Genomic DNA, 23,698 nt, shown 5'->3' with positions numbered 1-23,698 from the left:
CGCCGGCGGGGCTGGATTTTGCCGGCGTCGGCGTTCGAGCGCGGGCCGCCCGCCGGGGCGGGGTTCGACCCGCTCAGCCCGCCGCCCGAGGCAGCCGGCGTTCCCACGTCCGGTGGAAGACCACCTCGTCCCCGTCCCGGCACACCACCTCGTTCGACGTCAGGAAACCGCCCTCGTCGCAACGGATCTCCGAGCGCGTCTCCACCCGCGCGTCCCAGCCCAGCTCCGGCCGGTGGAGCCGGATCCGCCACCGCGAGAGCGTGCGCGCCGACAGCGCGTCCGCGTCCTGGATCTCGTACACCTCCTCCGCGTCCTCCGCGTACTCCAGGCCGTCCGGGTACACCCGCGTGCCCCCGTACCGCGGGTCCACCTCCAGCCGCCACGTGCCGCGCGCGACGTCCCGTACGACCAGCCGCTCCGGGCGCGGCTCGTCCAGTGTCTCCGGGAAGACCACGCCCAGCGGCTCCGACTGCTCCGGGGCCTCGAAGACGATCCCGCCGTCCGCCGCCGACGCGGCACGCACCGGGAGGGTCAGCGCGCTGCCCGCCGGGTCCAGGGTCCAGCCGGCCTCGGAGCCGGCCCGCGGCCAGATCCACGGCCAGTACGCGGAGGACACGGCCAGGCGGATCCGGTGCCCCGGCGCGAAGGCGTGCCCGATGCCGTTCAGCTCGAAGGTGACGTCCTCGTACGAGCCCACCGGCCAGGGCACCGCACGGTCCCGGCCCCGGCGGGCGGACAGGTTCAGCGCGCCCCGCGTGACCAGCGTCGACGAGCCGTCCGGGGCGACGTCGCACAGCCGGGCCACGACCTGCCCGTACGGCACGTCGAGCCGCAGCCGCAGGGTGACCGACGGCCGTCCCAGGATCTCCACCGGCTCCTCGCGCCCCACCGGGAACTCGAAGCAGGCCGACTTCGCGTCCTCCTCCCGCTGGTCCGGCGGCAGGTCGGCGTCATTGCCGAAGGGGAAGAACCGGCCCGCGTCCAGCCCGGTGTGCTGCGGGGAGGCGACGTCCACCGGCGCGCCCTGGAACACGTACGGGACGGGGATCACCGACGCCGAGGGCCAGGCCCTCTCGCCGACCCAGCGGCCCGGGAGCTCCTCGTACACCGTCGCCGGCGGGTGCGAGTCGCTGATCCAGGTGCGCAGCAGCGGCTCCTCCATCACGTCGTTGTCCACGCCCTTCAGCCAGTGGTCCCACCAGCGCAGGGTCTCCTGGAGGAAGCCGATGGCGGGCCCCGGCGGCAGCCCGCGGTCCGGGTACTGGTGCGACCAGGGGCCGATCAGGCCCCGTACCCGGGCCGGCGGCAGGTGTTCGACCAGCCGCAGCACCGTGTCCCGGTACGGGTCGTGCCAGCCGCCGACCGCGAGCACGGCCGCGCGGATCGCCGCGTAGTCCTCGCAGACGCTGCCGTGGCGCCAGTAGTCGTCGCGGGTCTGGTGCGAGAGCCAGGTGTGGACGAGGGGCTCCACCGCCTCCAGCCGGTCCAGCCACTGCCGCCGCCAGCCGTCGCCGACGAACTGCGGGTCCGGCGGCCGCGAGGCGAAGGCCAGCATCGTCGCCGCCCACGCGTGCATGTCCACGGCGAGCACCGAGCCGCCCATGTAGTGGACGTCGTTGTCGTACCGGTCGTCCGTCGAGCAGACGGTGACGACCGCCTTCAGCGGTTCGGGAGCCAGGGCGGCGATCTGGAGCGAGTTGAACCCGCCCCACGAGATCCCGAACATGCCCACCGCGCCCGTGCACCACGGCTGCGCCGCCAGCCACTCCACCACCGCGACCCCGTCGGCCAGCTCCCGGGCGTCGTACTCGTCGCCGGGCCGGCCGCCGCTGCAGCCGTGCCCGCGCACGTCCACCCGTACCGAGGCGTAGCCGTGCCCGGCGTACCAGGGGTGGCGCTGCCGGTCGCGCGGAGCGGTCCAGTCGGTGAGGCGGTACGGGAGGTACTCCAGCAGCGCCGGGACGGGCTCGTCCGTCACCGGGCGCCAGATCCGCGCGTAGAGCTCCACGCCGTCGGGGAGCGGGATCCGGACATCCTCGTGGGTGGTGCCGTAAGGGAAGTCGGTACGGATGATCATCTGGTCTCGGCCGCCAATCGCCTCGGACGTATCCCTCGGACGTTTTCCTCGGACCCGGCCTCAGTGGACGGGGTGCATCGTGCGCCGCAGCCACGGCGCCATCGCCATCACGGCCACGCCCACAGCCACCGCGACGGCGCCGTTGAGGCCGAAGTACACGGGGTTCGGCACCTGGCCGTAGACCTTGACGACCTGGGCCTGGATGCCGTTGGCCAGCGCGAGCGAGAGGAACCAGAGCGCCATCGTCTGGCTGCCGAAGGCGCGCGGGGCGAGCTTGCTGGTGGCCGACATGCCCGAGGTCTCCAGCAGGACGTCGCCGAGGCCGAGCAGCAGGTAGGAGCCGACGATCCACCAGGCGGCCATCCTGTAGGCGTCCCCGCTGTGCCCGGAGGTCGGGATCACCATCAGCAGGAAGGACAGGCCGCCCAGGATCACCCCGATGGCGATCTTGTTGGAGGCGTGCGGCTGGCGGTGGCCCATCCGGGCCCACAGCGCGGCGACGACCGGGGCCAGCGCCACCTCGAAGGCGCCGAGCGCGGAGGCGTACCAGCTCGACGGGAAGTCGAAGCCGAGGATCGCGCTCTCGGCGTTGGTGGAGGCCAGCAGCATCATCGTCGAGTAGGCCTGGAAGAGGATGAAGTTGAAGGCGACCGAGGCCAGGAAGAGGACCACGTACGGGCGCAGCCGCCCGCGCTCCTCGGGCGTCACCCGCGGGCTGCGGAACATCACCACGAAGTAGACGATCGGGGCGATCACCGAGACGAGGGTGAGCAGGTCGACGAAGCGGTCCATGGTCAGCAGGCCGGTGACCGCCAGAAGGGTGGCGATCGCGCCGAAGGCGAGGCAGCCGCCGACGATCCGCCACACGGTGCGGCGCATGGCGTCGGGGGCGAGGGCGTACTCGGCGGAGTGCTTGCGTCCGGCCAGATGGCGGCGGCCCAGGACGTACTGGACCAGGCCCGCGGTCATGCCGATGGCGGCGGCGGAGAAGCCCCAGTGCCAGCCCTGGTGCTCGCCGAGCCAGCCGGTGACCAGCGGTCCGGCGAAGGCGCCGATGTTGATGGCCATGTAGTAGAGGGCGAAGCCGGCGTCGCGGCGGTCGTCGTCCGTCCGGTAGAGCTTGCCGACCATGGTGGCCACGTTCGGCTTGAGCAGGCCGGTTCCCGCGCTGATCAGGCCGAGTCCGACCCAGGTCATGGCGGCCGTCGGCACCGCCATGGCGTAGTGGCCGCAGGCGATCAGGATGCCGCCCCAGAGCACGGCCCGGTACGAACCGAGGATGCGGTCGGCGAGCCACCCGCCGGCGACGGAGACGAGGTAGACCATGGTCCCGTAGGCCGCCGAGACGGAGGCTGCGGTGCCCGGGGCCATCCCCAGGCCGCCGTTCGCCACCGTGTCCGCGAAGTAGAGGACGAGGATGGCCTGCATGCCCAGGAACGAGAAGCGCTCCCAGACCTCCAGCCCGGAGAGCGTGGCGAGGCCCCGGGGGTGGCCGAGGAAGGCATGGTCGTCACGGGGCGGCGGCTGGTCGGCCTCCGGATCCGCGGGCTCGTCCCTATCGGTCGTAGTTCTGGGCAAAACGTATTCTCCGGTTGATTCGGCTTCTCCAGAACATACCGGTGTGCATCGGACAGTGCGCGGGTGGTGGCCGGGAAGGCGCTCTCGGTGATCGAAAACAGACCCGATACGCTGGCTTGAGTGATGGCAGCGACACATCGACAATCCATGTGATCGTCAGCGTGATCGTCAGCAGACAGGAGTACCCCTCGTGACCGTCGTCGGGCCGTTCGGACTGAGCGTGCGGGACCAGGCTCTTGAGACCGATGTCCAGGCCGGACTGGCCGCCGTCGAGGCGGGTCTGCTGGAGGCCACCAAGAGCGAAGTCCCCTTCATCACCGAGGCCGCACAGCACCTGGTCCGGGCCGGAGGCAAGCGGTTCCGGCCGCTGCTGGTGATGCTCGCCTCCCGGTTCGGTGACCCGTACGCGCCCGGCATCGTGCCGTCCGCCGTCGTGGTCGAGCTCACGCACCTCGCGACCCTCTACCACGACGACGTCATGGACGAGGCGGACGTACGCCGTGGGGTGGAGAGCGCCAACGCCCGCTGGGGCAACTCGGTGGCCGTCCTCACGGGTGACTTCCTGTTCGCCCGCGCCTCGCACATCCTGGCCGACCTCGGGCCGGAGGCCGTACGCATCCAGGCCGAGGCCTTCGAGCGGCTGGTGACGGGCCAGATCCTGGAGACGGCCGGTCCGCGCGACGGCCGCGACCCCGTCGCCCACTACCTCGACGTCATCGCCGGCAAGACCGGCTCGCTGATCGCGGTCTCCGGCCGCTTCGGCGCGCTCATGTCCGGCGCCGACGAGTCGGTCGTCGACATCCTGACCCAGTACGGCGAGCGGCTCGGCACCGCCTTCCAGCTCGCCGACGACGTCCTCGACATCGCCTCCGACGCCCACGAGTCCGGCAAGACCCCGGGCACCGACCTGCGCGAGGGCATCCCGACGCTGCCCGTCCTGCGGCTGCGCGAGATGGCGGACCGGGACGGCGACCCGGCCGACCTGGAGCTCGTGAGCCTCCTGGACGGCGACCTGACGGACGACGCCCGCCACGCCGAGGTCCTCACCCGGCTGCGGGCGCACCCCGCCCTGGAGCGGGCCCGCCGCGACACCATCCAGTACGCCGAGGACGCGCGCGCCGCGCTCGCCCCGCTGCCGGAGTGCTTCGCCAAGTCGGCCCTCGAAGAGCTGTGCGACGCCGTGGTGCACCGCGCCGGATAGCCGCCACACCTGCGGAACGGGCCCTTCCGCCCCGGCGACCCCTACGGGTCGGGGGAGGGGGGCCCTTTTCATGTCATCCCACGGGCGTACACCGAGTTGCGTCCGGGGGCTGACGCCCCCGGGGCGCGAATTTGGTCAGATGGAGTCATCAAACCCCACCAGATCGGGTGAGCGCGGCGACACGGTGGTCACCGCAGTCGACACAGAGGGCAGGGCACTGACATGGCACCGAACACCAAGACTTCTCGCAAGGCCGCCCGGTACGCCGTACCGGTAGCGGTGGCGGGTGTGGCCGCGGCGACCGTTGCGATGGTCCCGGCCTTCGCGAACGCCGGCGGACCCGACCTGCCGAAGGTGACGGCGCAGCAGCTCATCGAGAAGGTCGCCGCCTCGGACGTCCAGCAGCTGTCCGGGACCGCCCGGATCACCACCGATCTCGGTCTGCCGAAGATCGCGAGCGGACTGCTCGGCGGCGGCGGCATCGCGGGCGGCTCCGCCAACCCGGAGGACAAGGTCGCCCAGCTGGCGAACGGCAGCCACACCCTGCGCGTCGCGGCCGACGGCCCGGAGCGCCAGCGGCTGACCTTCCTCGACGGCAAGGACGAGTACAGCCTCATCCACAACGGCGACGACGTGTGGGGCTACGACTCCAAGTCGAACGAGGTCTTCCACGAGAAGAACACCGAGGCCGGCAAGGGCAAGGACGGCAAGGAGGGCAAGGAGGGCAAGGACCACAAGACCGGCGACCGGCTCGCCGCCTCCCCGCAGAAGCTGGCCGAGGAGCTCCTGGCCGCCGCCGGCCCCACCACCGACGTCAGCGTCGGCGGGACCGCGCAGGTGGCCGGTCGGGACGCCTACCAGCTGGTGCTCAAGCCCAAGCAGAGCGGTTCCACGGTCGGCTCGGTCCAGATCGCGGTGGACGCGAAGAACGGCGTACCGCTGCGCGTGCAGGTGCTCTCCGCCCAGGGCGGCAAGCCGATCGTGGACGCCGGCTTCACCAAGGTCGACTTCGGCAAGCCGGCCGCGGACACCTTCGCCTTCACCGCGCCCAAGGGCGCCAAGGTGACCGAGGGCGTCGACGGGGCGGCCAAGGGCAAGGGCGGCGCGGACGAGCACTGGAAGGCGCTGGAGTCCTTCCCGGGCCTCGGCGACCTGGCCGGCGGCGCGAACGGCAAGGGCGACGTGAAGGTGCTCGGCGAGGGCTGGTCGACCATCGCCCGCATCGACTCCGGCGCGCAGCGCAGCCTGAAGGACCTGGAGAACGACAAGAACGCCCCCAAGGAGGCCAAGCAGTTCCTCGACTCGCTCGGGGACAAGGTCAACGGGAAGTTCGGCGAGGGCCGCGTCCTGTCGACCCGCCTGGTCAACGCACTGATCACGGACGACGGCAAGGTCTACGTCGGCGCGGTCACCAAGGACGCGCTGGTGCAGGCGGCCAACGCCAACAAGTAGCCGCACCCCGCCCGCCCGACGGGCGGGCGCACCGCAGGGGTGGGCCGGGACTGTGTCCCTGCCCACCCTTGCGGCATTCCTGCCACCCGTACAGCGCGCCCGCTGTACGGTGATGGACATGTCGAGACACGTCACCATCCGCCTGGACGAAGAGTTCCACGAACGCCTCAAGGCGCGTGCGGCGGCGCTGGGGACGACGGTCACCGCGTTGATCACCGAGGTCACCGAACGCGAACTGGACGAGGACCGCAAGAACTTCCTCTCCGGCATAGAGGAGTTCGCCGACCACTGGAGCTACTTCCAGGAGCGGTTCGGCAATTGAAGATCACCATGGAGTGGGCCTGGACCGCCCTGGCCCACCATCTCCCGTCCGATCCCGCCGTGTGGGATCCCTCCGGGGTGGCCGCCGCGGTCGCCCGGCACCAGAACGACCTCGTCCTGGTGCCCGAACAGCCCGCCCCGGACACCGCGTGGCGGGCCGCGGCGTTTTTGCACACCCTCGCGGTGTGCCCCGCGCTGGAATCCCCGATGAACGAGTTCTACGCGGCCGCGGCCACCCGCTCGTACCTGCGGGTGGCCGGGGCGAAGCAACTGCCCTCGCCGGAGGAGCTCGGCGATCTGGTGGAGGCGGCGAAGTGCGGGCGGGCGGACATCGCGGCCGTGGCCTCGGAGCTGCGCGCCCGGATCCAGGGGCCGCTCCAGGTGTCGGGGCGGCGCACCGAGGACACCTGAGCTCCGGCACGACCGGATCGGATCGTGCCGGAGCCCTGGATCGGGAGGCCGGAGGACCGGCCCGCCGGAAGGCCTAGAAGGTGATCTTCCAGCTGTTGATGTAGCCGGTGTCCTGCGCCGCGGCGTCCTTGACCCGGAGCTTCCAGACGCCGTTGGCGACCTCGCTGGAGGCGTTCACCGTGTACGTCTGGACCAGGTTGTCGGCGCTGCCGCCCGCGCGGTTGTGCAGGTTGTAGACGGTGCCGTCGGGGGCGAGCAGGTCGACCACCAGGTCACCGCGGTAGGTGTGGACGATGTTCACGTCCACCTTGGTGGTGGCAGGCGCGTTGCCCGTCACACCGGAGGCCGTGATCGAGGAGGTCACCGCCGCGGCGGGGGAGTCCGGGATCGTGACGTCCGTCGTGTTCTCGAAGGACTGGCCCGGCGGGACCGGAGTGGCCGCCCCGAGCGTCCAGATCGCGTAGGCGACGGCGTCGGAGTTGCGGTCCAGGGCGGTGTCGTTGATGTTCGACAGGTTGTCGCACGAGGAGTGGTAGCAGCGGTCGAAGGCCTGACCGGAGGTGCCGCCCCACTTCTGCGCCTGCGCGGCCGTCTTGGTGTAGTCGGCGCCGGAGAACAGGCCGCCGACGGGGATGCCCGCGCTCTTGAAGGGGGCGTGGTCGGAGCGGCCGTCGCCCTCGGTCTCGATCTCGGTCGGGATGCCGAGGCCGGCGTAGTAGTTCTTGAAGGTCTGCTCGATCGTGGGGTCGTCGTCGTAGACGAAGTAGCCCGGGTTCGGCGAGCCGATCATGTCGAAGTTCAGGTAGCCGGAGATCTTCGCCTTCTCGGCCGCCGGCAGGTTGTTGACGTAGTACTTCGAGCCGATCAGGCCCAGCTCCTCCGCGCCCCACCAGCCGAAGCGCAGGTGCTTGGTGGGCTGCAGACCGGCCCGGGAGACGGCGAGGGCCGTCTCCAGGACGGCCGCGCTGCCGGAGCCGTTGTCGTTCATGCCCGCGCCCGAGGTCACCGAGTCCAGGTGGGAGCCGGCCATCAGCACCGAGTTCGGGTCGCCGCCCGGCCAGTCGGCGATCAGGTTGTAGCCGGTGGCGCCGCTGGAGGTGAAGGTCTGCAGGGTGGTGGTGAAGCCGGCCGCGTCGAGCTTGGCCTTCACGTAGTCGATCGAGGCCTTGTAGCCCGTCCTGCCGTGGGCTCGGTTGCCGCCGTTGTTGGCGGCGATCGTCGAGAGCTGCGACAGGTGGGCCTTGACGTTGGCCAGCGGTATGTCGGGCGGTGTCGGCGCCGCGGTGACCGCCGTGGGGGCGGCGAGTGCGGCGGGGGCGGTGGAGGCGAACAGGCCGGCGACCGCGAACGCGGTCACGGCAGCAAGGCGCCGGGAGACGGACAGGCTCATGTGGGGGCTCCGGGATTCCGCGGGGATATGACGGAACGAGTGGGGATAGAGCAGGTGAGCGTTAGTGCGTCAGTGCGAGCCTGATGTTCAGCGAGAGTATGACTGTCCGTCAAGACCACAATTCGGTCAGGGCAGTTCGGAAAACGGACGATCCCCGGTACGGGTGGTCCGTACCGGGGATCGAGGGTGCGAGGGGTTTGCTGGTGCGTGCCCCGGGGAGTGCTCCGGGACGCGCCGCCGCGGGTCCGTTACGCGGGCTCGCGGGCCGGGGCCGCCACGACGGCCGGCGCCGCCGCCTCCAGCCTGACGCGGGAGCGCCGCGCCGCCCGCAGCGCGTCCCAGGTGAGGAGCGCGAGCGCGGCCCACACCAGGGAGAAGCCCGCCCAGCGCTCGGGCGGCATGGCCTCGTGGAAGTACAGGACGCCGAGCCCGAACTGGAACACCGGGGCCATGTACTGGAGCAGCCCGAGGGTGGACAGCGGGACCCGGATCGCCGCCATCCCGAAGAAGACCAGCGGGATCGCGGTGACCAGCCCGGTCGCGGCCAGCAGAGCCGCGTGGGCGACGCCGTGCGAGGCGAAGGTGGACTGGCCCTGCGCGCCGAGCCACAGCACGTAGCCGAGGGCCGGCAGGAACAGTACGGCCGTCTCCGCGGCCAGCGACTCCAGCCCGCCCATGTTGAGCTTCTTCTTGATCAGCCCGTACGTGGCGAAGGAGAACGCCAGGACCAGCGAGATCCACGGCGGCCGTCCGTAGCCGATGGCGAGCACCAGTACGGCGGCGAAGCTGAGGCCGACCGCCACCCACTGCGCGCGGCGCAGCCGCTCACCGAGCACCAGCACGCCGATGGCGATGCTGACCAGCGGATTGATGAAGTAGCCGAGGCTCGCCTCGACGACGTGCCCGTTGTTGACGGCCCAGATGTACAGGCCCCAGTTCACGGTGATCACCAGGGCGGCCAGTGCGGTCATGCCGAGCTTGCGGGGCTGGCGGAGCAACTCCCGTATCCAGCCCCAGCGGCGCAGGGCGAGCAGTGCCAGGCCGACCACGGCCAGGGACCACACCATGCGGTGGGCGAGGATCTCGACGGCTCCGGAGGGCTTCAGGAGCGGCCAGAAGAGGGGGACCAGCCCCCACATCCCGTATGCGCCGAATCCGTAGAGCAAACCCGTGCGCTGCTCGTTCTCTGCCTTCACGGGGCCTCCTGTGCGACTTCCAGCCAACTTCACGACGGTATCGCCGTACGGCCCAGATGTCATGCCCGTAATCACGAGATACTCATGACATCTTTCGGGGTCGCGAGCGCCCCGCCCCTCGTGCGCGGGGCGCACCGGACGCAACGGAGCCCGGATCCTGGCGCAGGATCCGGGCTCCGTGGGGTCGCGCTGCCCGACCGTGGGGTCGGCCTGCCCGCTACCCGACGACGGTCCAGGTGTCGTTGCCGGTCAGCAGGGCCCCCAGGTCGCCCTTGCCGCTGCGGTCGATGGCCGCGTCGAGCTGGTCGGCCATGAGGGTGTCGTAGACGGGCCGCTCGACACTGCGGAACACCCCGATCGGGGTGTGGTGCAGGGTGTCCGGGTCGGCCAGGCGCGAGAGCGCGAACGCGGTGGTGGCGCTGGCGTTCCGCGCGTCGTGCACCAGGATCTGCGCCTCGTTGGCGGCGGTCACCTCGACGACCTCCAGGTCCCCGGTGGCGGGGTTGCGGACGACGCCCTTCGCGCCGTCCGCGCCGAAGCGGATCGGCTGCCCGTCCTCCAGCCGGATCACGGCCTCCACGGCTTGGTCCTTGTCCTTGAGGACCTCGAAGGCGCCGTCGTTGAAGATGTTGCAGTTCTGGTAGATCTCCACCAGCGCCGTGCCCTGGTGGTCGGCCGCCCGGCGCAGGACCTCGGTGAGGTGCTTGCGGTCGGAGTCGACGGTGCGGGCGACGAAGGAGGCCTCGGCGCCGATCGCCAGCGACACCGGGTTGAAGGGCGCGTCCAGCGAGCCCATCGGCGTCGACTTGGTGATCTTGCCGACCTCGGAGGTGGGGGAGTACTGGCCCTTGGTCAGCCCGTAGATCCGGTTGTTGAACAGCAGGATCTTGAGGTTGACGTTGCGGCGGAGGGCGTGGATGAGGTGGTTGCCGCCGATGGAGAGCGCGTCCCCGTCGCCCGTGACGACCCAGACGGACAGGTCGCGGCGGGAGGTGGCCAGGCCGGTGGCGATGGCCGGGGCGCGGCCGTGGATCGAGTGCATCCCGTACGTGTTCATGTAGTACGGGAAGCGGGAGGAGCAGCCGATGCCCGAGACGAAGACGATGTTCTCCTTCGCGAGGCCGAGTTCGGGCATGAAGCCCTGAACGGCGGCCAGTACGGCGTAGTCACCGCACCCGGGGCACCAGCGGACCTCCTGGTCCGACTTGAAGTCCTTCATCGACTGCTTGCTCTCGGCCTTCGGTACCAGCGAGAGCAGGGTCCGTGCCCCGTCGGTCGCCTCCGTCACCTCAGTCATCGATGGCCTCCTTGAGAACCGTGGCGAGCTGCTCCGCCTTGAACGGCATTCCGTTGACCTGGTTGTACGACTGGGCGTCGACCAGGTATTTCGCCCGGATCAGGGTGGCGAGCTGCCCGAGGTTCATCTCCGGCACCACTACCTTCTCGTAACGCTCCAGGACCTCGCCGAGATTCCTCGGGAAGGGGTTGAGGTGGCGCAGGTGGGCCTGGGCGATGGGGAGTCCGGCGCCGCGCAGCCGGCGGACGGCCGCGGTGATGGGGCCGTAGGTGGAACCCCAGCCCAGGACCAGGGTGGTGGCGCCGTCCGGGTCGTCCACCTCGAGGTCGGGCACCCGGATGCCGTCGACCTTGGCCTGCCGGGTGCGGACCATGAGGTCGTGGTTGGCGGGGTCGTACGAGATGTTGCCGCTGCCGTCCTGCTTCTCGATGCCGCCGATGCGGTGTTCGAGACCGGGGGTGCCGGGGATGGCCCAGGGGCGCGCGAGGGTCTCCGGATCCCGCTTGTAGGGCCAGAACACCTCGGTGCCGTCGCCGAGGGTGTGGTTCGTGCCGGTGGCGAACTTGACCTTCAGGTCGGGCAGGTCGGCGACCTCCGGGATCCGCCAGGGCTCCGACCCGTTGGCGAGGTAGCCGTCGGAGAGCAGGAAGACCGGGGTCCGGTAGGTGAGCGCGATCCGGGCCGCGTCGAGGGCGGCGTCGAAGCAGTCCGCGGGGGTCCGCGGCGCCACGATCGGCACGGGAGCCTCGCCGTTGCGGCCGAACATGGCCTGAAGCAGGTCCGCCTGCTCCGTCTTCGTCGGCAGGCCGGTGGAGGGACCGCCGCGCTGGATGTCCACGATCAGCAGCGGCAGCTCCAGCGACACCGCGAGGCCGATCGCCTCCGACTTGAGCGCCACACCGGGCCCGGAGGTGGTGGTCACCCCGAGCGCGCCGCCGAAGGCCGCGCCGAGCGCCGCGCCGATGCCGGCGATCTCGTCCTCGGCCTGGAAGGTCCGCACGCCGAAGTTCTTGTGCTTCGACAGCTCGTGCAGGATGTCCGAGGCGGGGGTGATCGGATAGGAGCCCAGGTAGAGGGGCAGATCCGCCTGCTGGCTCGCGGCGACGAGACCGTAGGAGAGCGCCAGGTTCCCGGAGATGTTGCGGTAGGTGCCGGTCGGGAAGGCCCGGGTGGCGGGGGCGACCTCGTAGGAGACCGCGAAGTCCTCGGTCGTCTCCCCGAAGTTCCAGCCGGCGCGGAAGGCGACGATGTTCGCCTCGGCGATCTCGGGCTTCTTCGCGAACTTCTGCCGCAGGAAGCTCTCCGTGCCCTCGGTGGGCCGGTGGTACATCCACGACAGCAGGCCCAGCGCGAACATGTTCTTGCTGCGCTCGGCCTCCTTGCGGGAGAGGCCGAAGTCCTTCAGCGCCTCGACCGTCAGCGTGGTCAGCGGTACCGGGTGCAGGTTGTAGGCGTCGAGCGAGCCGTCCTCCAGCGGCGAGGTCGCATAGCCGACCTTGGCCATCGGGCGCTTGGTGAACTCATCCGTGTTGATGATGATCTCCGCGCCGCGCGGCACGTCCGCGATGTTCGCCTTGAGGGCCGCCGGGTTCATCGCGACCAGCACGTTCGGGGCGTCGCCCGGCGTGAGGATGTCGTGGTCGGCGAAGTGGAGCTGGAAGGAGGAGACGCCCGGGAGGGTTCCGGCAGGGGCGCGGATCTCGGCGGGGAAGTTCGGCAACGTCGACAGGTCGTTCCCGAACGACGCCGTCTCCGAGGTGAACCGGTCACCGGTGAGCTGCATACCGTCACCGGAGTCACCCGCGAACCGGATGATCACACGATCGAGGCGGCGTACTTCCTTGCCGCCGGGGCTCTCCGGGGTGCGCTGTCCACCGACGACCGCACCCCCGGCACCGTCGGCCTGCTCGGCTGGGCTGCTGACCTGGCTGGTCACTGAACCGGACCTCCTTCGAGGCGTGACCCCCCGGGACCCACCCTACGACGGTAGGGATCAAGGCCCCCAGGAGCGGCCACATTCTGGACCGTAGGACCGCCCCTCGAGACGGCCCTGCCGGTATGCCGTATCTGACAGAGTGTCAGTCGATCAAGATTTCAGATAGGTGAGAACGGCCAGTACTCGCCGGTGATCCCCGTCACTCGGCGACAGGCCCAACTTCATGAAGATGTTGCTGACGTGCTTCTCCACCGCTCCATCACTCACGACCAGCTGTTTGGCCACGGCGGAATTCGTCCGGCCCTCGGCCATCAGCCCGAGCACCTCCCGCTCGCGCGGGGTCAGGCCCGCCAGCACGTCCTGCTTGCGGCTGCGCCCGAGCAGCTGGGCGACGACCTCGGGGTCCAGGGCCGTACCGCCCCGGGCCACCCGCACCACCGCGTCCAGGAACTCCCGGACCTCCGCCACCCGGTCCTTGAGCAGATACCCCACTCCGGTACTGGATCCGGCCAGCAGCTCGGTGGCGTACTGCTCCTCGACGTACTGGGACAGCACGAGCACACCTATCCCGGGGTAGTCGCGGCGCAGCCGTACGGCCGCCCGTACGCCCTCGTCGGTGTGGGTCGGCGGCATCCGCACGTCCGCGACCACCACATCCGGCAGCGCGCCCTCCGCAGCCAGCTCCGCCACCGTCTTGAGCAGGGCTTCCGCGTCCCCGACGCCCGCCACGACGTCATGCCCCCGGTCGGTCAGCAACCGGGTCAGGCCCTCACGCAGCAGCACTGAATCCTCGGCGATGACCACCCGCACCCTGTCTTCCACGACTCAGCAGCTCCGCATCCACTTGGTCCCGCACTACCCGACTCAGCCAAGCATCCCAGCCTTAAGTCCCGGTGAAGGCAGAGCCGGGACAACACGTCGGCGTACGGGGGGAGTTTTCGCGTACTGGAAGGTCGCATACCGCAAACGGATGCCGGGGGAACGGAGGAGGGGCCGGGCCACCGGCCCGGCCCCTCTCCACTCCTCGGCGCGGTTCCTCGGCGCGGCGAGGCCTACGCCCGCCAGGGCAGCTCCGCCGTGACCGTCGTCCCGCCCCCGGCGGGGGAGTCGACGACCAGTACCCCGTCCACCGCGTCCAGCCGCTCGGTCAGCCCCGCCAGCCCCGTCCCCTCCGACGACCCGGCCCCGCCCGCGCCGTCGTCGGCGACCTGGATCAGCAGCCGCTCCCCGGACTTCCACACGTCCACCGAGGCCGACCGGGCCCGGGCGTGCTTGCTGACGTTCTGCAGCAGCTCCGACACCGTGAAGTACGCGATCCCCTCGATCGCCGCCGCGGGCCGGGCCGGCAGATCCACGGCCACCCGTACGGGCACCGCGCACCGCGAGGCCACCGACGACAGCGCCGCGTCCAGCCCGCGGTCGGTCAGCACGGCCGGATGGATCCCGCGCGCCAGATCGCGCAGCTCCTGGAGGGCGATCTTCACCTCGCCGTGCGCCTCGTCCACCATGCGGGCGGCGGCCCGCGGGTCCTCGGTCAGCTTCTCCTTCGCCAGCCCCAGATCCATCGCCAGCGCGACCAGCCGGGCCTGCGCCCCGTCGTGCAGGTCCCGTTCGATGCGCCGCAGGTCGGCGGCGGCGGTGTCCACGACCACCCCGCGGTCGGACTCCAGCTCGCTGACCCGGTCGGCCAGGCTGGACGCCCCGAGCAGCCCGCCGACCATCACCCGGTCGACGGTGGTCAGGGCCCGGATCACCCAGGGGGTGGCGAGGGTGACGGCCAATCCGATGAGGCACGTGAGGGCGATCTCGGCGGGCGAGTCGAGGTAGAAGGTGTAGTCGTCGTTCTGGAAGAGCTGAAGACCCGGCTGGTCGGTGTAGGCCGGGAAGACCCAGAACCACAGCGGGTACAGCAGGTAGGACCAGCCGAACGCCCACAGCACCAGCGACAGGCAGAAGGAGAACACCGCCCACGGGAAGTGGACGACCGAGTACAGCACGTGACGCCAGGCGCTCCCGCTCTTGAGCAGCGCCCCCATGGCGGCGAGCGGCCCGGCCTTCCTGGCCCGGATCGGCGCCGGCGCGGCGATGTCCGCCCCGAGCAGCACGCGCACCCGGGCCCGCTCCAGATGCCCGAACCCACGGCACATGGCGAGGACGCCGGCCAGCACCGGAACGCCGAGGAAGGTGACGAGCAGCCCGGCGCCGAGGCTCACACCGGTGATGGCGAGTGAGAAGTACAGCGTGCTCAGCGGCAGCCCGATCAGCAGGTACCCGAACTCCCGCCAGGTCCGCCCCGCGACCGGAGCCCACACCACCGCCCCGACCCCACCCTTGCCCTTGCCCATGATCCCGACCCCTTCCCAGCCACCGTTACCCCTCCACCCTGCCGCCCGCTTCCCCCCACAACCATGCGGCGAGTCGGCCTCTCCACCGGGGGGTTAACCCCACCCCACGGCCACTCCGCGCCGCCGCCAAATCCAGCCCGGCCAGCCTCCGAGGCGGCGCCGCCAAACCCAGCCTCGCCGGCGTTTGAGGCGCGGGGTCCGGGGCGGAGCCCTGGGAGACGGCGCCGCACCGGGCAAGGGAACGGGACCCGCCCCATCCCCGCAGCCCCGCCGGCGAGGCGTACCGCGGAGCCCCGGAAAACGGCGCCGCACCGGGCACGCGAACGGGACCCCCGCCCACCCCGGACGGGAGTCCCGCTGGATCAAGGGCCCCGGGGGCCTACCCCCGGTCACGCCACGGCAGCTCCGCCGTGACCACGGTCCCCGCCCCCGCGGGCGAGTCCACCACCAGCACCCCGTCCACCGCCCCCAACCGCTCCGCCAGCCCCGCCAACCCGCTCCCGCCGGCCGCACTCGCCCCGCCCCGCCCGTCGTCGGACACCCGCAGCATCAGCCGCGCACCCGCCCGCCACACCTCCACCGTCGCGCCCCGCGCCCCCGGCCCCGCGTGCTTGCTCACGTTCTGCAGCAGCTCGGACACCACGAAGTACGCGATCCCCTCGATCGCCTCCGCCGGCCGCGCCCCCGGCAGATCCACCACCACCTTCACCGGCACCACGCACCGCGCCGCCACCGACGACAGCGCCGCGTCCAGCCCCCGGTCCGTCAGCACCGCCGGGTGGATCCCGCGCGCGAGGTCCCGTAGCTCCTGGAGCGCCAGCTTCACTTCCCCGTGCGCCTCGTCGACCATGGCCGCCGCGCCCTCCGGGTCCTCCAGCAGCTTCTCCTTCGCCAGGCCCAGCCCCATCGCCAGCGCCACGAGCCGCGCCTGCGCCCCGTCGTGCAGGTCCCGCTCGATGCGCCGCAGGTCGGCCGCCGCGGTGTCGACCACCACGCCGCGGTCCGATTCCAGCTCCGCGATCCGCCGCTCCAGGTCGTCGGAGGGCGACAGCAGCCCCCGTACCATCGCCCGATCCACATTGGCCATCAGCCGCACGAGATACGGCAGCACCGGCCACAGCACGAACAGGCCGGTCAGCGCTACCGTGAAGGTGAGTACCCCCCACGGCAGCCGGATCAGCTGGTACAGCACCGTCCGCCAGCCGACCGGATCCTTGATGCTCGTCCACAGCCAGGGGAAGAATCCGCCGGACCGCTTCGGACCGGGGATCGGGGTCGGCTCGTCGACCCGTACGCCCAGCAGCCCGCGCGCGCGGGCCCGGTCCAGCCGTCCCCATTGACGGGACAGATACAGACCGCACGCGAGCAGCGGAATTCCGATGGCGGTCACGGAAAGGCCGCCCGCAGTGGAAACCATGACAACCGCGTAAACGAAACCGACGACCGCGAGCGGCAGGTTGCTCACCAGATAGGCGATCTCCTTCCACGTCACCGCGCTGAAAACAGCGCGTACCGGGGGAGGGCGATCGTTGTCGGGGATGGCGTGGCTCAAGGTCATGCGGCACAGCCTGTCAAGTGCGACCCGCTGATGCCATGGGGTGGCCGGGGTGCTGTGAACGGGGGATAACCCCACCCCGTGTGAGGCAGGCCCTAGACTCCCGTCCGTACCAGATCGTCGACAGTGACCGAGGAGCGAGGAACGGACGTGCCCGAACCAACGGTATCGACCGTAACCGTGCTCGCGGCGGACTACTTCCGGAGTTATTCGGTCGTCGGTCTGCTGGCCGTTCTCGGTGTGCTCTTCGTGGCCGTCGCCTTCGGTGCGGGCCGCCTGCTGCGGCCCGTCGTGCCGACCCCCGAGAAGCTGCTGACGTACGAATGCGGAGTGGACCCGGTCGGCGAGGGCTGGGCGCACACCCAGGTCCGCTACTACGTCTACGCGTTCCTCTACGTCATCTTCGCCGTCGACTCGATCTTCCTGTTCCCGTGGGCGACGGTGTTCGCCGCCGCCGGTTACGGCGCCACGACCCTGGTGGAGATGTTCATCTTCCTGGGCTTCCTGGCCGTCGGCCTGCTCTATGCGTACAAGAAGGGCGTCCTCGAATGGACGTGACACCGGCTGTGACGCCGACCGAGGGCGTGCTGCTCCCGGAGCCCAAGCGCCTCGGAGTTCTCTCCCGCCTGGCCCCGGAACCGATGAAGGTGGTCCTGAACTGGGGCCGCCGGTACAGCCTGTGGGTCTTCAACTTCGGCCTGGCCTGCTGCGCGATCGAGTTCATCGCCGCGTCCATGGCCCGGCACGACTTCATCCGGCTCGGTGTGATCCCCTTCGCGCCCGGCCCGCGGCAGGCCGACCTCATGATCGTGTCGGGCACCGTCACGGACAAGATGGCGCCGGCCGTGAAGCGGCTCTACGAGCAGATGCCGGAGCCGAAGTACGTCATCTCCTTCGGCGCCTGCTCCAACTGCGGCGGCCCCTACTGGGACTCGTACTCGGTGACCAAGGGCGTCGACCAGATCATCCCGGTCGACGTCTACGTGCCGGGCTGCCCGCCGCGTCCCGAGGCACTCCTCCAGGGCATCCTCAAGCTCCAGGAGAAGATCGCCCGCGAGTCGCTGGCGGAGCGGTACGCGAACGGGCCTTCGGTGTCGCAGCTGACGAGCGGTCTCGTCACGCCGCCGCCCGCGCCCACCTCGGGGGCCGGCGCGTGAACCTCTACGACTCCCTCCCCGACGCGGCGGCGACGGTCTTCGGCGCCGAGGCCGTCGCCGAGTTCTCGTACGACGTGCTCACCGTGGACGTACCCGTCGGCAGCTGGATCTCCGCCCTCGAAATCGCCCGGGACAAGCTCGGCTGCACGTACTTCGACTGGCTGAGCGCGGTCGACGAGCCCGGCACGGGTTTCCGGATCTGCGCGCACGTCGCATCGCTGGAGAACCACCGGGTGCGCCGACTGCTGCTGCGCACGACCGTCCCGCACAGCGCCGCTTCCCTGCCGTCCGCCGTCGCCGTCTACGCGGGCGCGGAATGGCACGAGCGGGAGACCTTCGAAATGTTCGGGGTGACCTTCACCGACCACCCGAACCTCGTGCCCCTCCTGCTCCCGGAGAACTTCGAGGGGCACCCGCTGCGCAAGGACTTCGTCCTGGCCGCGCGCGTCGCCAAGGCCTGGCCCGGGGCCAAGGAGCCGGGCGAGGCGCACGACCCGGACGCGCCCAAGCGCCGTCAGATGCTTCCGCCGGGCGTACCGGACCCCAATGACTGGGGCCCGATGAAGGGTCAGCTCCCGCCGGCCCCCGCCCGCCCGGCCCGTACCCCGCGCGCGGCCGGCGCCGCGGGCGCCGCCGCACGCACCCCGCGCGAGGGCGCACCCGTGCGCCGCACCCGCTCGGTCGCCGAAGGCTCGGCCACCCAGCCCCCGGCCGAGGCGTCCGAGGAAGCCGCGCCGCGTCCGCCCCGTCGTACGCGCTCGGTGTCGGAGGGCTCGGCCAGTCAGGCGGCGGCAGCCGCCGCCCCGGACGCGGAGCCCGCCGCTACCCCGGACGCACCCGCTCCGGAGGCCGCGGCGCGCCCCCCGCGTCGTAGCCGCTCGGTCGCCGACGGCTCGGCGAGCCAGACGCCCGCCCCCGGCGCCCCGGACGCGGGCGGGGCAGCGGCTCCGCCGCGCCGCCCTGCGCCCCGCAGCTCGGACGCCCCCTGGCACGACCCGAAGCCCGCCTTCGAGGAGCCGGCCCCCCGCCCCGCGCCGGAGGCCGCGCCCGCGCCTCCCGCGGCGGCGCCGAAGGCCGAGCCCCATGAGCCTGCGGCGGCCGAGCCCGCGGCCGACCCGGCAGCCGGACCCGAACCGGGACCCGGACCCGAGCCGGAACCCGGGCCCGGCCGCCCGGCCACCCCCAAGACCGACCCCACACCCGACAACGGAGGCGACGCGTGAACGACGTCCTCGACGTCGCCCTCCGGCTGATCGTCGTCTTCGCCGTCTTCCTCGTGCTTCCGCTCGTCGTCGGGCAGACCGAGCACAAGGTGATGGCCCACATGCAGGGCCGCCTCGGCCCCATGTACGCCGGCGGCTTCCACGGCTGGGCCCAGCTCGTCGCCGACGGCGTGAAGTTCGCGCAGAAGGAAGACATCGTCCCGGCGGGCGCCGACCGCCGGATCTTCCAGCTCGCCCCCGCCGTCGCCCTGCTGCCGTACCTCCTCGTCCTCCTGGCCATCCCGATCGGCCCCGGCGAGGGGGCCGTCGGCCAGGTCATCGACGCGGGCCTGTTCTTCGTGCTGGCCGTCATGGGCGTCGGAGTCCTCGGCTCCCTGATGGCCGGCTGGGCCTCCGCGAACAAGTTCTCCCTGCTCGGCGGCCTGCGCACCGCCGCCCAGCTGCTCGCCTACGAGCTGCCCATGCTGCTCGCCGCCGCCTCCGTCGCCATGGCCGCCGGTACGGTCTCCCTCCCCGGCATCGTCGAGGCCTTCGAGTGGTGGTGGCTGCCCTGGCAGATCGTCGGCGCCCTCGTCTTCTTCACCGCCGGCCTCGCCGAACTGCAGCGTCCCCCCTTCGACATGCCCGTCGCCGACTCCGAGATCATCTTCGGCGCGTACACCGAGTACACCGGCCTGCGCTTCGCGCTGTTCCTGCTCGCCGAGTACGCCGGCATCGTCGTCCTCTGCTTCCTCACCACCGTCCTCTTCCTCGGCGGCTGGCACGGCCCCTTCGGCGGCGACGACCTCGGCTGGGTCTGGACCCTCCTCAAGACCGCGATCCTCGCCTTCGTCGTGATCTGGCTCCGCGTGAGCTACCCGCGCCTGCGCGAGGACCAGCTCCAGAAGCTCGCCTGGACCACACTCATCCCGCTCGCGCTCGCCCAGATCGCGCTCACCGGCATCGTGAAGGTGGCGATCCAGTAATGCCCATCCCCGGATCCGGCCTGGCCAAGGGCCTGGCCGTCACCCTGCGCACGATGACGAAGCGCTCGCACACGGCCCAGTACCCCGAGGTCCAGCCCGAACTCCCGCCCCGCTCCCGCGGGGTCATCGGCCTGTTCGAGGAGAACTGCACCGTCTGCATGCTCTGCGCCCGTGAATGCCCCGACTGGTGCATCTACATCGACTCCCACAAGGAGACGGTCCCGGCGTCCACCCCCGGTGGCCGCGAGCGCAGCCGCAACGTCCTCGACCGCTTCGCCATCGACTTCTCCCTCTGCATGTACTGCGGCATCTGCATCGAGGTGTGCCCCTTCGACGCCCTCTTCTGGTCGCCGGAGTTCGAGTACGCGGAGACCGACATCCACGAGCTGACCCACGAGCGCGACAAGCTCCGCGAGTGGATGTGGACCGTCCCGGCGCCGCCCGCGCTGGACCCGGCCGCCGAGGAACCCAAGGAGATCGCCGCCGCCCGCAAGGCCGTGGAGAAGGCCGAAGCCGCAGCCGCGGCGGCGGCCGCCGCCGAAGCCGCCGCCCGGGCGGCCGAGACCGCGCCGCCGACCGAACCGCCGACCGAACCGACCCCGGAGGGAGACGCGTGAGCCCCGCCGCCACCCTGGCCGCAGCCGCCACCACCGGGCCCGGCTTCCTCTCCCCGACCGGCGTCGAGATCGCCTTCGTACTCGTCGGCCTCGCCACCCTCGGCGCGGCCCTCGTCACGGTCACCACCAAGCAGCTGGTGCACGCCGCCCTGTGGCTGGTCGTCGCGCTCGGCGGCATCGCCGTCGAGTACCTGCTGCTGACCGCCGAGTTCATCGCCTGGGTCCAGGTCCTCATCTACCTCGGTTCCGTGGTCGTCCTCCTCCTCTTCGGACTGATGCTCACCAAGGCCCCCATCGGCCGCTCCCCGGACGCGGACTCCGGCAACCGCTGGATCGCCCTCGGCGTCGCCGTCGTCGCGGCGGTGTCGCTGGTCTGGGTGGTCGTCGACGCCTTCCGCACCACCTGGATCGACCTCGACGGACCCGTCCAGGGCTCCACGAAGGTCTCCGGCGAGATCCTCTTCCAGCACTGGGTGCTGCCCTTCGAGGCGCTCTCCGTCCTCCTCCTCGCGGCCCTGATCGGCGCCATCGTGCTGTCCCGCAGGACCGACTCCGCCGAAGACGCCGACGCCAGCGACAAGGGGCAGCGCTGATGCACCTCGCCTACCCCGCCGTCCTCGCGGCGCTCCTCTTCTGCACGGGCCTGTACGGAGTACTCGCCCGCCGCAACGCCATCCTGGTCCTGATGTCCGTCGAGCTGATGCTCAACGCCGTCAACCTGAACCTGGTGGCCTTCGACGTCTGGCTGCGCGACGCCCTGCACGCCGGCCAGGCCCTCACCCTCTTCACCATCGCGATCGCCGCCGCCGAGATCGGCATCGGCCTCGCCATCGTGCTGATGGTGTACCGCAACCGGGGCACCTCCGACGTCGACCGGCTGCGCGACACCGCCGAGGGCCACGAGCCCGCCGCCGCGAACAACCAGAGCGAGGTCACCGCGTGAGCACCACGACCCTCGCCGTCCTCGTCCCGCTGCTGCCCTTCCTGGGCGCGGTCGCGGGACTGCTGCTCGGCCGCACCGCACCCGGCTTCGTCCGGCCGCTCGCCATCCTGCCGACGCTCGCCTCCGCCGTACTGGCCGTCATCGTCGCCGTCCGCCAGGGCGGCGGCGAGCCGATCGACACCGCGACCGAGCTGACCCCGACCGGCTCGGTGCCGATCGACCTCTCGCTGTACCTGGACGGCTTCGCCGTGCTGGTCGCCGTCCTGGTCGGGGTCGTCGCCACCTGCGTACAGCTCTACTCGACGGCGTACCTCCGTGAGGACCCGCGCTACCCGTCGTATGCCGCTCTCGTCTCACTGTTCACCTCCGCCATGCTGCTCGTCGTCTACTCCGGCGACCTGATGGTGCTGCTGGTCGGCTGGGAGATCATGGGCATCTGCTCGTACTTCCTGGTCGGCCACTACTGGGAGACCGAAGCGGCCCGCTCCGCCTCCCTGAAGGCCTTCCTCGTCACCAAGCTCGGCGACGTCCCCTTCCTGATCGGCCTGTTCGCGCTCGGCACGGACGCCGGCTCCTTCCGGATCCCGAAGATCCTGAACACCGTCGCCGCGGGCGGACTCGACCACCCGACCTTGATCGCACTGCTCCTGCTCGCCGGAGTCGCGGGCAAGTCCGCGCAGTTCCCCCTGCACACCTGGCTCCCCGACGCCATGGCGGGCCCCACCCCGGTGTCGGCGCTGATCCACGCCGCGACGATGGTCGCGGCCGGCGTCTACTTCATCGCCCGCCTCCTGCCCGTCTTCGCGGCCTCCCGTGCCGCGCTGGTCGTCATGGCCGTGATGGCGGCCGTCACGATGGTCGGCTCCGGCCTGGCCGCCATCGCCCAGGACGACATCAAGCGAGTGCTCGCCTACTCCACGGTCGGCCAGCTCGGCTACATGGTCGGCGCCCTGGCCGTCGGCGACCGCGGCGCCGCCGTCTTCCACCTCCTGTCCCACGGCGCCTTCAAGGCGCTCCTCTTCCTCGGCGCCGGCGTGATCATCCACGCCGCCGGTACGAACTCCCTGGGCGCCATGTCCCGGATGGGCGGCCTGTCCAAGCGCATCCCCGACGCCTTCTGGACGATGACGATCGCGCTGCTCGCGCTCGCCGCCGTCCCGCCCTTCGCCGGCTTCTTCTCGAAGGAAGCCGTCCTCGTCGCCGCCGAGAACACCGCGGCCGGCCACTCGGAATTCGCCCCGAGCGCCGCCGGCTGGCTCGTGCTCGTCGCCGGTCTGCTGACCGCCCTGCTCACCGCCGCCTACGCCACCCGGCTGTGGCTGATGGCCTTCCGCGGCCGGGGCGCGGCCGCCCCCGACCACGGCAAGGAACCCCTCGCCATGACCGGCGTGCTGTGGCTGCTGGCGATCCCGTCGGTCGGATTCGGCCTCGCAGCGGGCCCCATCGCCGGCTGGTTCGACGGCGGGGAGCTCACCCCGACCCTGGTCACCTCGGTCCTCGGCACGGGCGCCGCCGCCATCGGCGCGATGCTGACCTACGCCCTCTGGCAGCGGGCCTCCGCGAAGGCCGCCCTCGCGACCGCCGCCGGCACCCGGGCCGCAGCCGCGGCCGGAGCGCCCGCCGCCGCCGTCGCCGCCGAATCCGCCGCGGAGGCCCCCGAGGTGGCCGAGGTGACCCACGATCACCCCGCCGTCCCGGTCGGCCCCGCCGCCGACCCCGGCAAGGCGTTCCTCGGCCCGCTGCACCGCCACGCGGCCGACGGCTTCCACCTCGACGCCGTCTACGACCGGCTCTTCGTCCGGCCCGTCCGGGCCGCCGCGAGCCTCGTCCGCTTCCTCGACCGCGAGGTCGTGGACACGTACGTCCGCGGCGCGGGCACCGGCACCCAGCTGCTCGGCAGCCTCGTCCGCCGCGCCCAGACCGGCAACGTGCAGAGCTACCTGAGCGCCCTGCTCGCCGGCGCCGTGGTCCTGGCGATCGCCACCGCCGTCCTCGCCAACGTCAACGCCGGATCGTGAGCCGTGAGTCAGCCGT

Annotated in this window: 21 protein-coding genes; 12 read left to right on the top strand and 9 right to left on the bottom strand. The window is 71.5% G+C overall.

Going from position 1 to position 23,698, the window contains the following annotated elements:
- Nucleotides 1-73 precede the first annotated feature (73 nt).
- Nucleotides 74-2,077, bottom strand: a complete 2,004-nt coding sequence (locus tag B6R96_RS15315) for a CocE/NonD family hydrolase (protein ID WP_081522700.1) — start codon at nt 2,075-2,077, stop codon at nt 74-76.
- Between the two features lie 60 nt (nt 2,078-2,137).
- The gene (locus tag B6R96_RS15310) at nt 2,138-3,655 is read right to left on the bottom strand and encodes a peptide MFS transporter (protein ID WP_081522699.1); all 1,518 of its coding nucleotides are present in this window, start codon (nt 3,653-3,655) and stop codon (nt 2,138-2,140) included.
- A gap of 190 nt (nt 3,656-3,845) precedes the next feature.
- Here B6R96_RS15310 and B6R96_RS15305 point away from each other — a divergent pair, with 190 nt between their 5' ends.
- The 4 genes from B6R96_RS15305 (at nt 3,846) to B6R96_RS15290 (ending at nt 7,040) form a co-directional block, all read left to right on the top strand.
- Nucleotides 3,846-4,856: a polyprenyl synthetase family protein gene (locus tag B6R96_RS15305; protein ID WP_030388338.1), complete on the top strand. Its 1,011-nt coding sequence runs from the start codon at nt 3,846-3,848 to the stop codon at nt 4,854-4,856.
- Between the two features lie 222 nt (nt 4,857-5,078).
- Nucleotides 5,079-6,308, top strand: coding sequence for a LolA family protein (locus tag B6R96_RS15300; RefSeq protein ID WP_081522698.1), 1,230 nt, complete (start codon nt 5,079-5,081; stop codon nt 6,306-6,308).
- A 118-nt stretch (nt 6,309-6,426) separates the two neighbouring features.
- Nucleotides 6,427-6,630, top strand: a complete 204-nt coding sequence (locus B6R96_RS15295; RefSeq protein WP_229337077.1) for a ribbon-helix-helix domain-containing protein — start codon at nt 6,427-6,429, stop codon at nt 6,628-6,630.
- Nucleotides 6,627-7,040: a hypothetical protein gene (locus B6R96_RS15290; protein ID WP_234431889.1), complete on the top strand. Its 414-nt coding sequence runs from the start codon at nt 6,627-6,629 to the stop codon at nt 7,038-7,040. The genes B6R96_RS15295 and B6R96_RS15290 overlap by 4 nt, the downstream gene beginning before the upstream one ends.
- Nucleotides 7,041-7,113: 73 nt before the next feature.
- Here B6R96_RS15290 and B6R96_RS15285 read toward each other — a convergent pair whose 3' ends face one another.
- From B6R96_RS15285 to B6R96_RS15255, 7 genes are all read right to left on the bottom strand, one after another.
- Entirely contained in the window at nt 7,114-8,430 is a 1,317-nt protein-coding gene (locus tag B6R96_RS15285; protein ID WP_030388334.1) for a M28 family metallopeptidase, read from the bottom strand.
- Nucleotides 8,431-8,678: 248 nt separating this feature from the next.
- The gene (rarD, locus tag B6R96_RS15280) at nt 8,679-9,626 is read right to left on the bottom strand and encodes an EamA family transporter RarD (RefSeq protein WP_030388333.1); all 948 of its coding nucleotides are present in this window, start codon (nt 9,624-9,626) and stop codon (nt 8,679-8,681) included.
- A gap of 217 nt (nt 9,627-9,843) precedes the next feature.
- Nucleotides 9,844-10,923 (bottom strand): 2-oxoacid:ferredoxin oxidoreductase subunit beta, encoded by a 1,080-nt coding sequence (locus B6R96_RS15275; RefSeq protein WP_053704233.1) that lies wholly within the window; start codon nt 10,921-10,923, stop codon nt 9,844-9,846.
- Nucleotides 10,916-12,859: a 2-oxoacid:acceptor oxidoreductase subunit alpha gene (locus B6R96_RS15270; RefSeq protein ID WP_079405810.1), complete on the bottom strand. Its 1,944-nt coding sequence runs from the start codon at nt 12,857-12,859 to the stop codon at nt 10,916-10,918. The genes B6R96_RS15275 and B6R96_RS15270 overlap by 8 nt, the downstream gene beginning before the upstream one ends.
- A 150-nt stretch (nt 12,860-13,009) precedes the next feature.
- Entirely contained in the window at nt 13,010-13,669 is a 660-nt protein-coding gene (locus B6R96_RS15265; RefSeq protein ID WP_030388330.1) for a response regulator transcription factor, read from the bottom strand.
- A 242-nt stretch (nt 13,670-13,911) separates the two neighbouring features.
- Nucleotides 13,912-15,204 carry a sensor histidine kinase gene (locus tag B6R96_RS15260; protein WP_081522696.1) on the bottom strand — a complete coding sequence of 431 codons (1,293 nt, stop codon included), beginning with the start codon at nt 15,202-15,204 and terminating at the stop codon, nt 13,912-13,914.
- A 379-nt stretch (nt 15,205-15,583) separates the two neighbouring features.
- Nucleotides 15,584-16,762, bottom strand: a complete 1,179-nt coding sequence (locus tag B6R96_RS15255) for a sensor histidine kinase (RefSeq protein ID WP_078972237.1) — start codon at nt 16,760-16,762, stop codon at nt 15,584-15,586.
- 147 nt (nt 16,763-16,909) lie between these two features.
- On the opposite strand from B6R96_RS15255, the gene B6R96_RS15250 reads away from it, so the two are divergent.
- Genes B6R96_RS15250 through B6R96_RS15215 form a run of 8 tightly spaced genes read left to right on the top strand, consistent with a single transcriptional unit; the run spans nt 16,910 to nt 23,682 of the window.
- A complete protein-coding gene (locus B6R96_RS15250; protein ID WP_030388327.1) occupies nt 16,910-17,317 on the top strand; it encodes an NADH-quinone oxidoreductase subunit A in 408 nt (135 codons plus the stop codon).
- Nucleotides 17,308-17,916 (top strand): NADH-quinone oxidoreductase subunit B, encoded by a 609-nt coding sequence (locus tag B6R96_RS15245; protein WP_030388326.1) that lies wholly within the window; start codon nt 17,308-17,310, stop codon nt 17,914-17,916. Before B6R96_RS15250 ends, B6R96_RS15245 begins: the two co-directional genes overlap by 10 nt.
- The gene (locus B6R96_RS15240) at nt 17,913-19,139 is read left to right on the top strand and encodes an NADH-quinone oxidoreductase subunit C (protein WP_081522695.1); all 1,227 of its coding nucleotides are present in this window, start codon (nt 17,913-17,915) and stop codon (nt 19,137-19,139) included. Before B6R96_RS15245 ends, B6R96_RS15240 begins: the two co-directional genes overlap by 4 nt.
- Entirely contained in the window at nt 19,136-20,104 is a 969-nt protein-coding gene (locus B6R96_RS15235; protein WP_030388324.1) for a complex I subunit 1/NuoH family protein, read from the top strand. Before B6R96_RS15240 ends, B6R96_RS15235 begins: the two co-directional genes overlap by 4 nt.
- Nucleotides 20,104-20,721, top strand: a complete 618-nt coding sequence (locus tag B6R96_RS15230) for a NuoI/complex I 23 kDa subunit family protein (RefSeq protein ID WP_053704230.1) — start codon at nt 20,104-20,106, stop codon at nt 20,719-20,721. The genes B6R96_RS15235 and B6R96_RS15230 overlap by 1 nt, the downstream gene beginning before the upstream one ends.
- 14 nt (nt 20,722-20,735) lie before the next feature.
- Entirely contained in the window at nt 20,736-21,314 is a 579-nt protein-coding gene (locus B6R96_RS15225) for an NADH-quinone oxidoreductase subunit J family protein (RefSeq protein ID WP_081525112.1), read from the top strand.
- Nucleotides 21,314-21,664 (top strand): NADH-quinone oxidoreductase subunit NuoK, encoded by a 351-nt coding sequence (gene nuoK / locus B6R96_RS15220; RefSeq protein WP_030388321.1) that lies wholly within the window; start codon nt 21,314-21,316, stop codon nt 21,662-21,664. The genes B6R96_RS15225 and nuoK overlap by 1 nt, the downstream gene beginning before the upstream one ends.
- Entirely contained in the window at nt 21,661-23,682 is a 2,022-nt protein-coding gene (locus B6R96_RS15215) for an NADH-quinone oxidoreductase subunit 5 family protein (protein ID WP_081522694.1), read from the top strand. Before nuoK ends, B6R96_RS15215 begins: the two co-directional genes overlap by 4 nt.
- The last annotated feature ends 16 nt before the right edge of the window (nt 23,683-23,698 follow it).

It is taken from the genome of Streptomyces sp. Sge12 (assembly GCF_002080455.1).
Taxonomy (GTDB): Bacteria; Actinomycetota; Actinomycetes; order Streptomycetales; family Streptomycetaceae; genus Streptomyces.
Note: the sequence above shows the minus strand (reverse complement) of the source record. Positions and strands in the feature narration are given on the sequence as shown.

Coding starts and splice junctions, on each gene's coding strand:
- B6R96_RS15315 (WP_081522700.1), bottom strand. CDS start 2,077: ATGATCATCCGTACCGACTTCCCTTACGGCACCACCCACGAGGATGTC.
- B6R96_RS15300 (WP_081522698.1), top strand. CDS start 5,079: ATGGCACCGAACACCAAGACTTCTCGCAAGGCCGCCCGGTACGCCGTA.
- B6R96_RS15295 (WP_229337077.1), top strand. CDS start 6,427: ATGTCGAGACACGTCACCATCCGCCTGGACGAAGAGTTCCACGAACGC.
- B6R96_RS15285 (WP_030388334.1), bottom strand. CDS start 8,430: ATGAGCCTGTCCGTCTCCCGGCGCCTTGCTGCCGTGACCGCGTTCGCG.
- B6R96_RS15275 (WP_053704233.1), bottom strand. CDS start 10,923: ATGACTGAGGTGACGGAGGCGACCGACGGGGCACGGACCCTGCTCTCG.
- B6R96_RS15260 (WP_081522696.1), bottom strand. CDS start 15,204: ATGGGCAAGGGCAAGGGTGGGGTCGGGGCGGTGGTGTGGGCTCCGGTC.
- B6R96_RS15255 (WP_078972237.1), bottom strand. CDS start 16,762: ATGACCTTGAGCCACGCCATCCCCGACAACGATCGCCCTCCCCCGGTA.
- B6R96_RS15245 (WP_030388326.1), top strand. CDS start 17,308: ATGGACGTGACACCGGCTGTGACGCCGACCGAGGGCGTGCTGCTCCCG.
- B6R96_RS15230 (WP_053704230.1), top strand. CDS start 20,104: ATGCCCATCCCCGGATCCGGCCTGGCCAAGGGCCTGGCCGTCACCCTG.
- nuoK (WP_030388321.1), top strand. CDS start 21,314: ATGCACCTCGCCTACCCCGCCGTCCTCGCGGCGCTCCTCTTCTGCACG.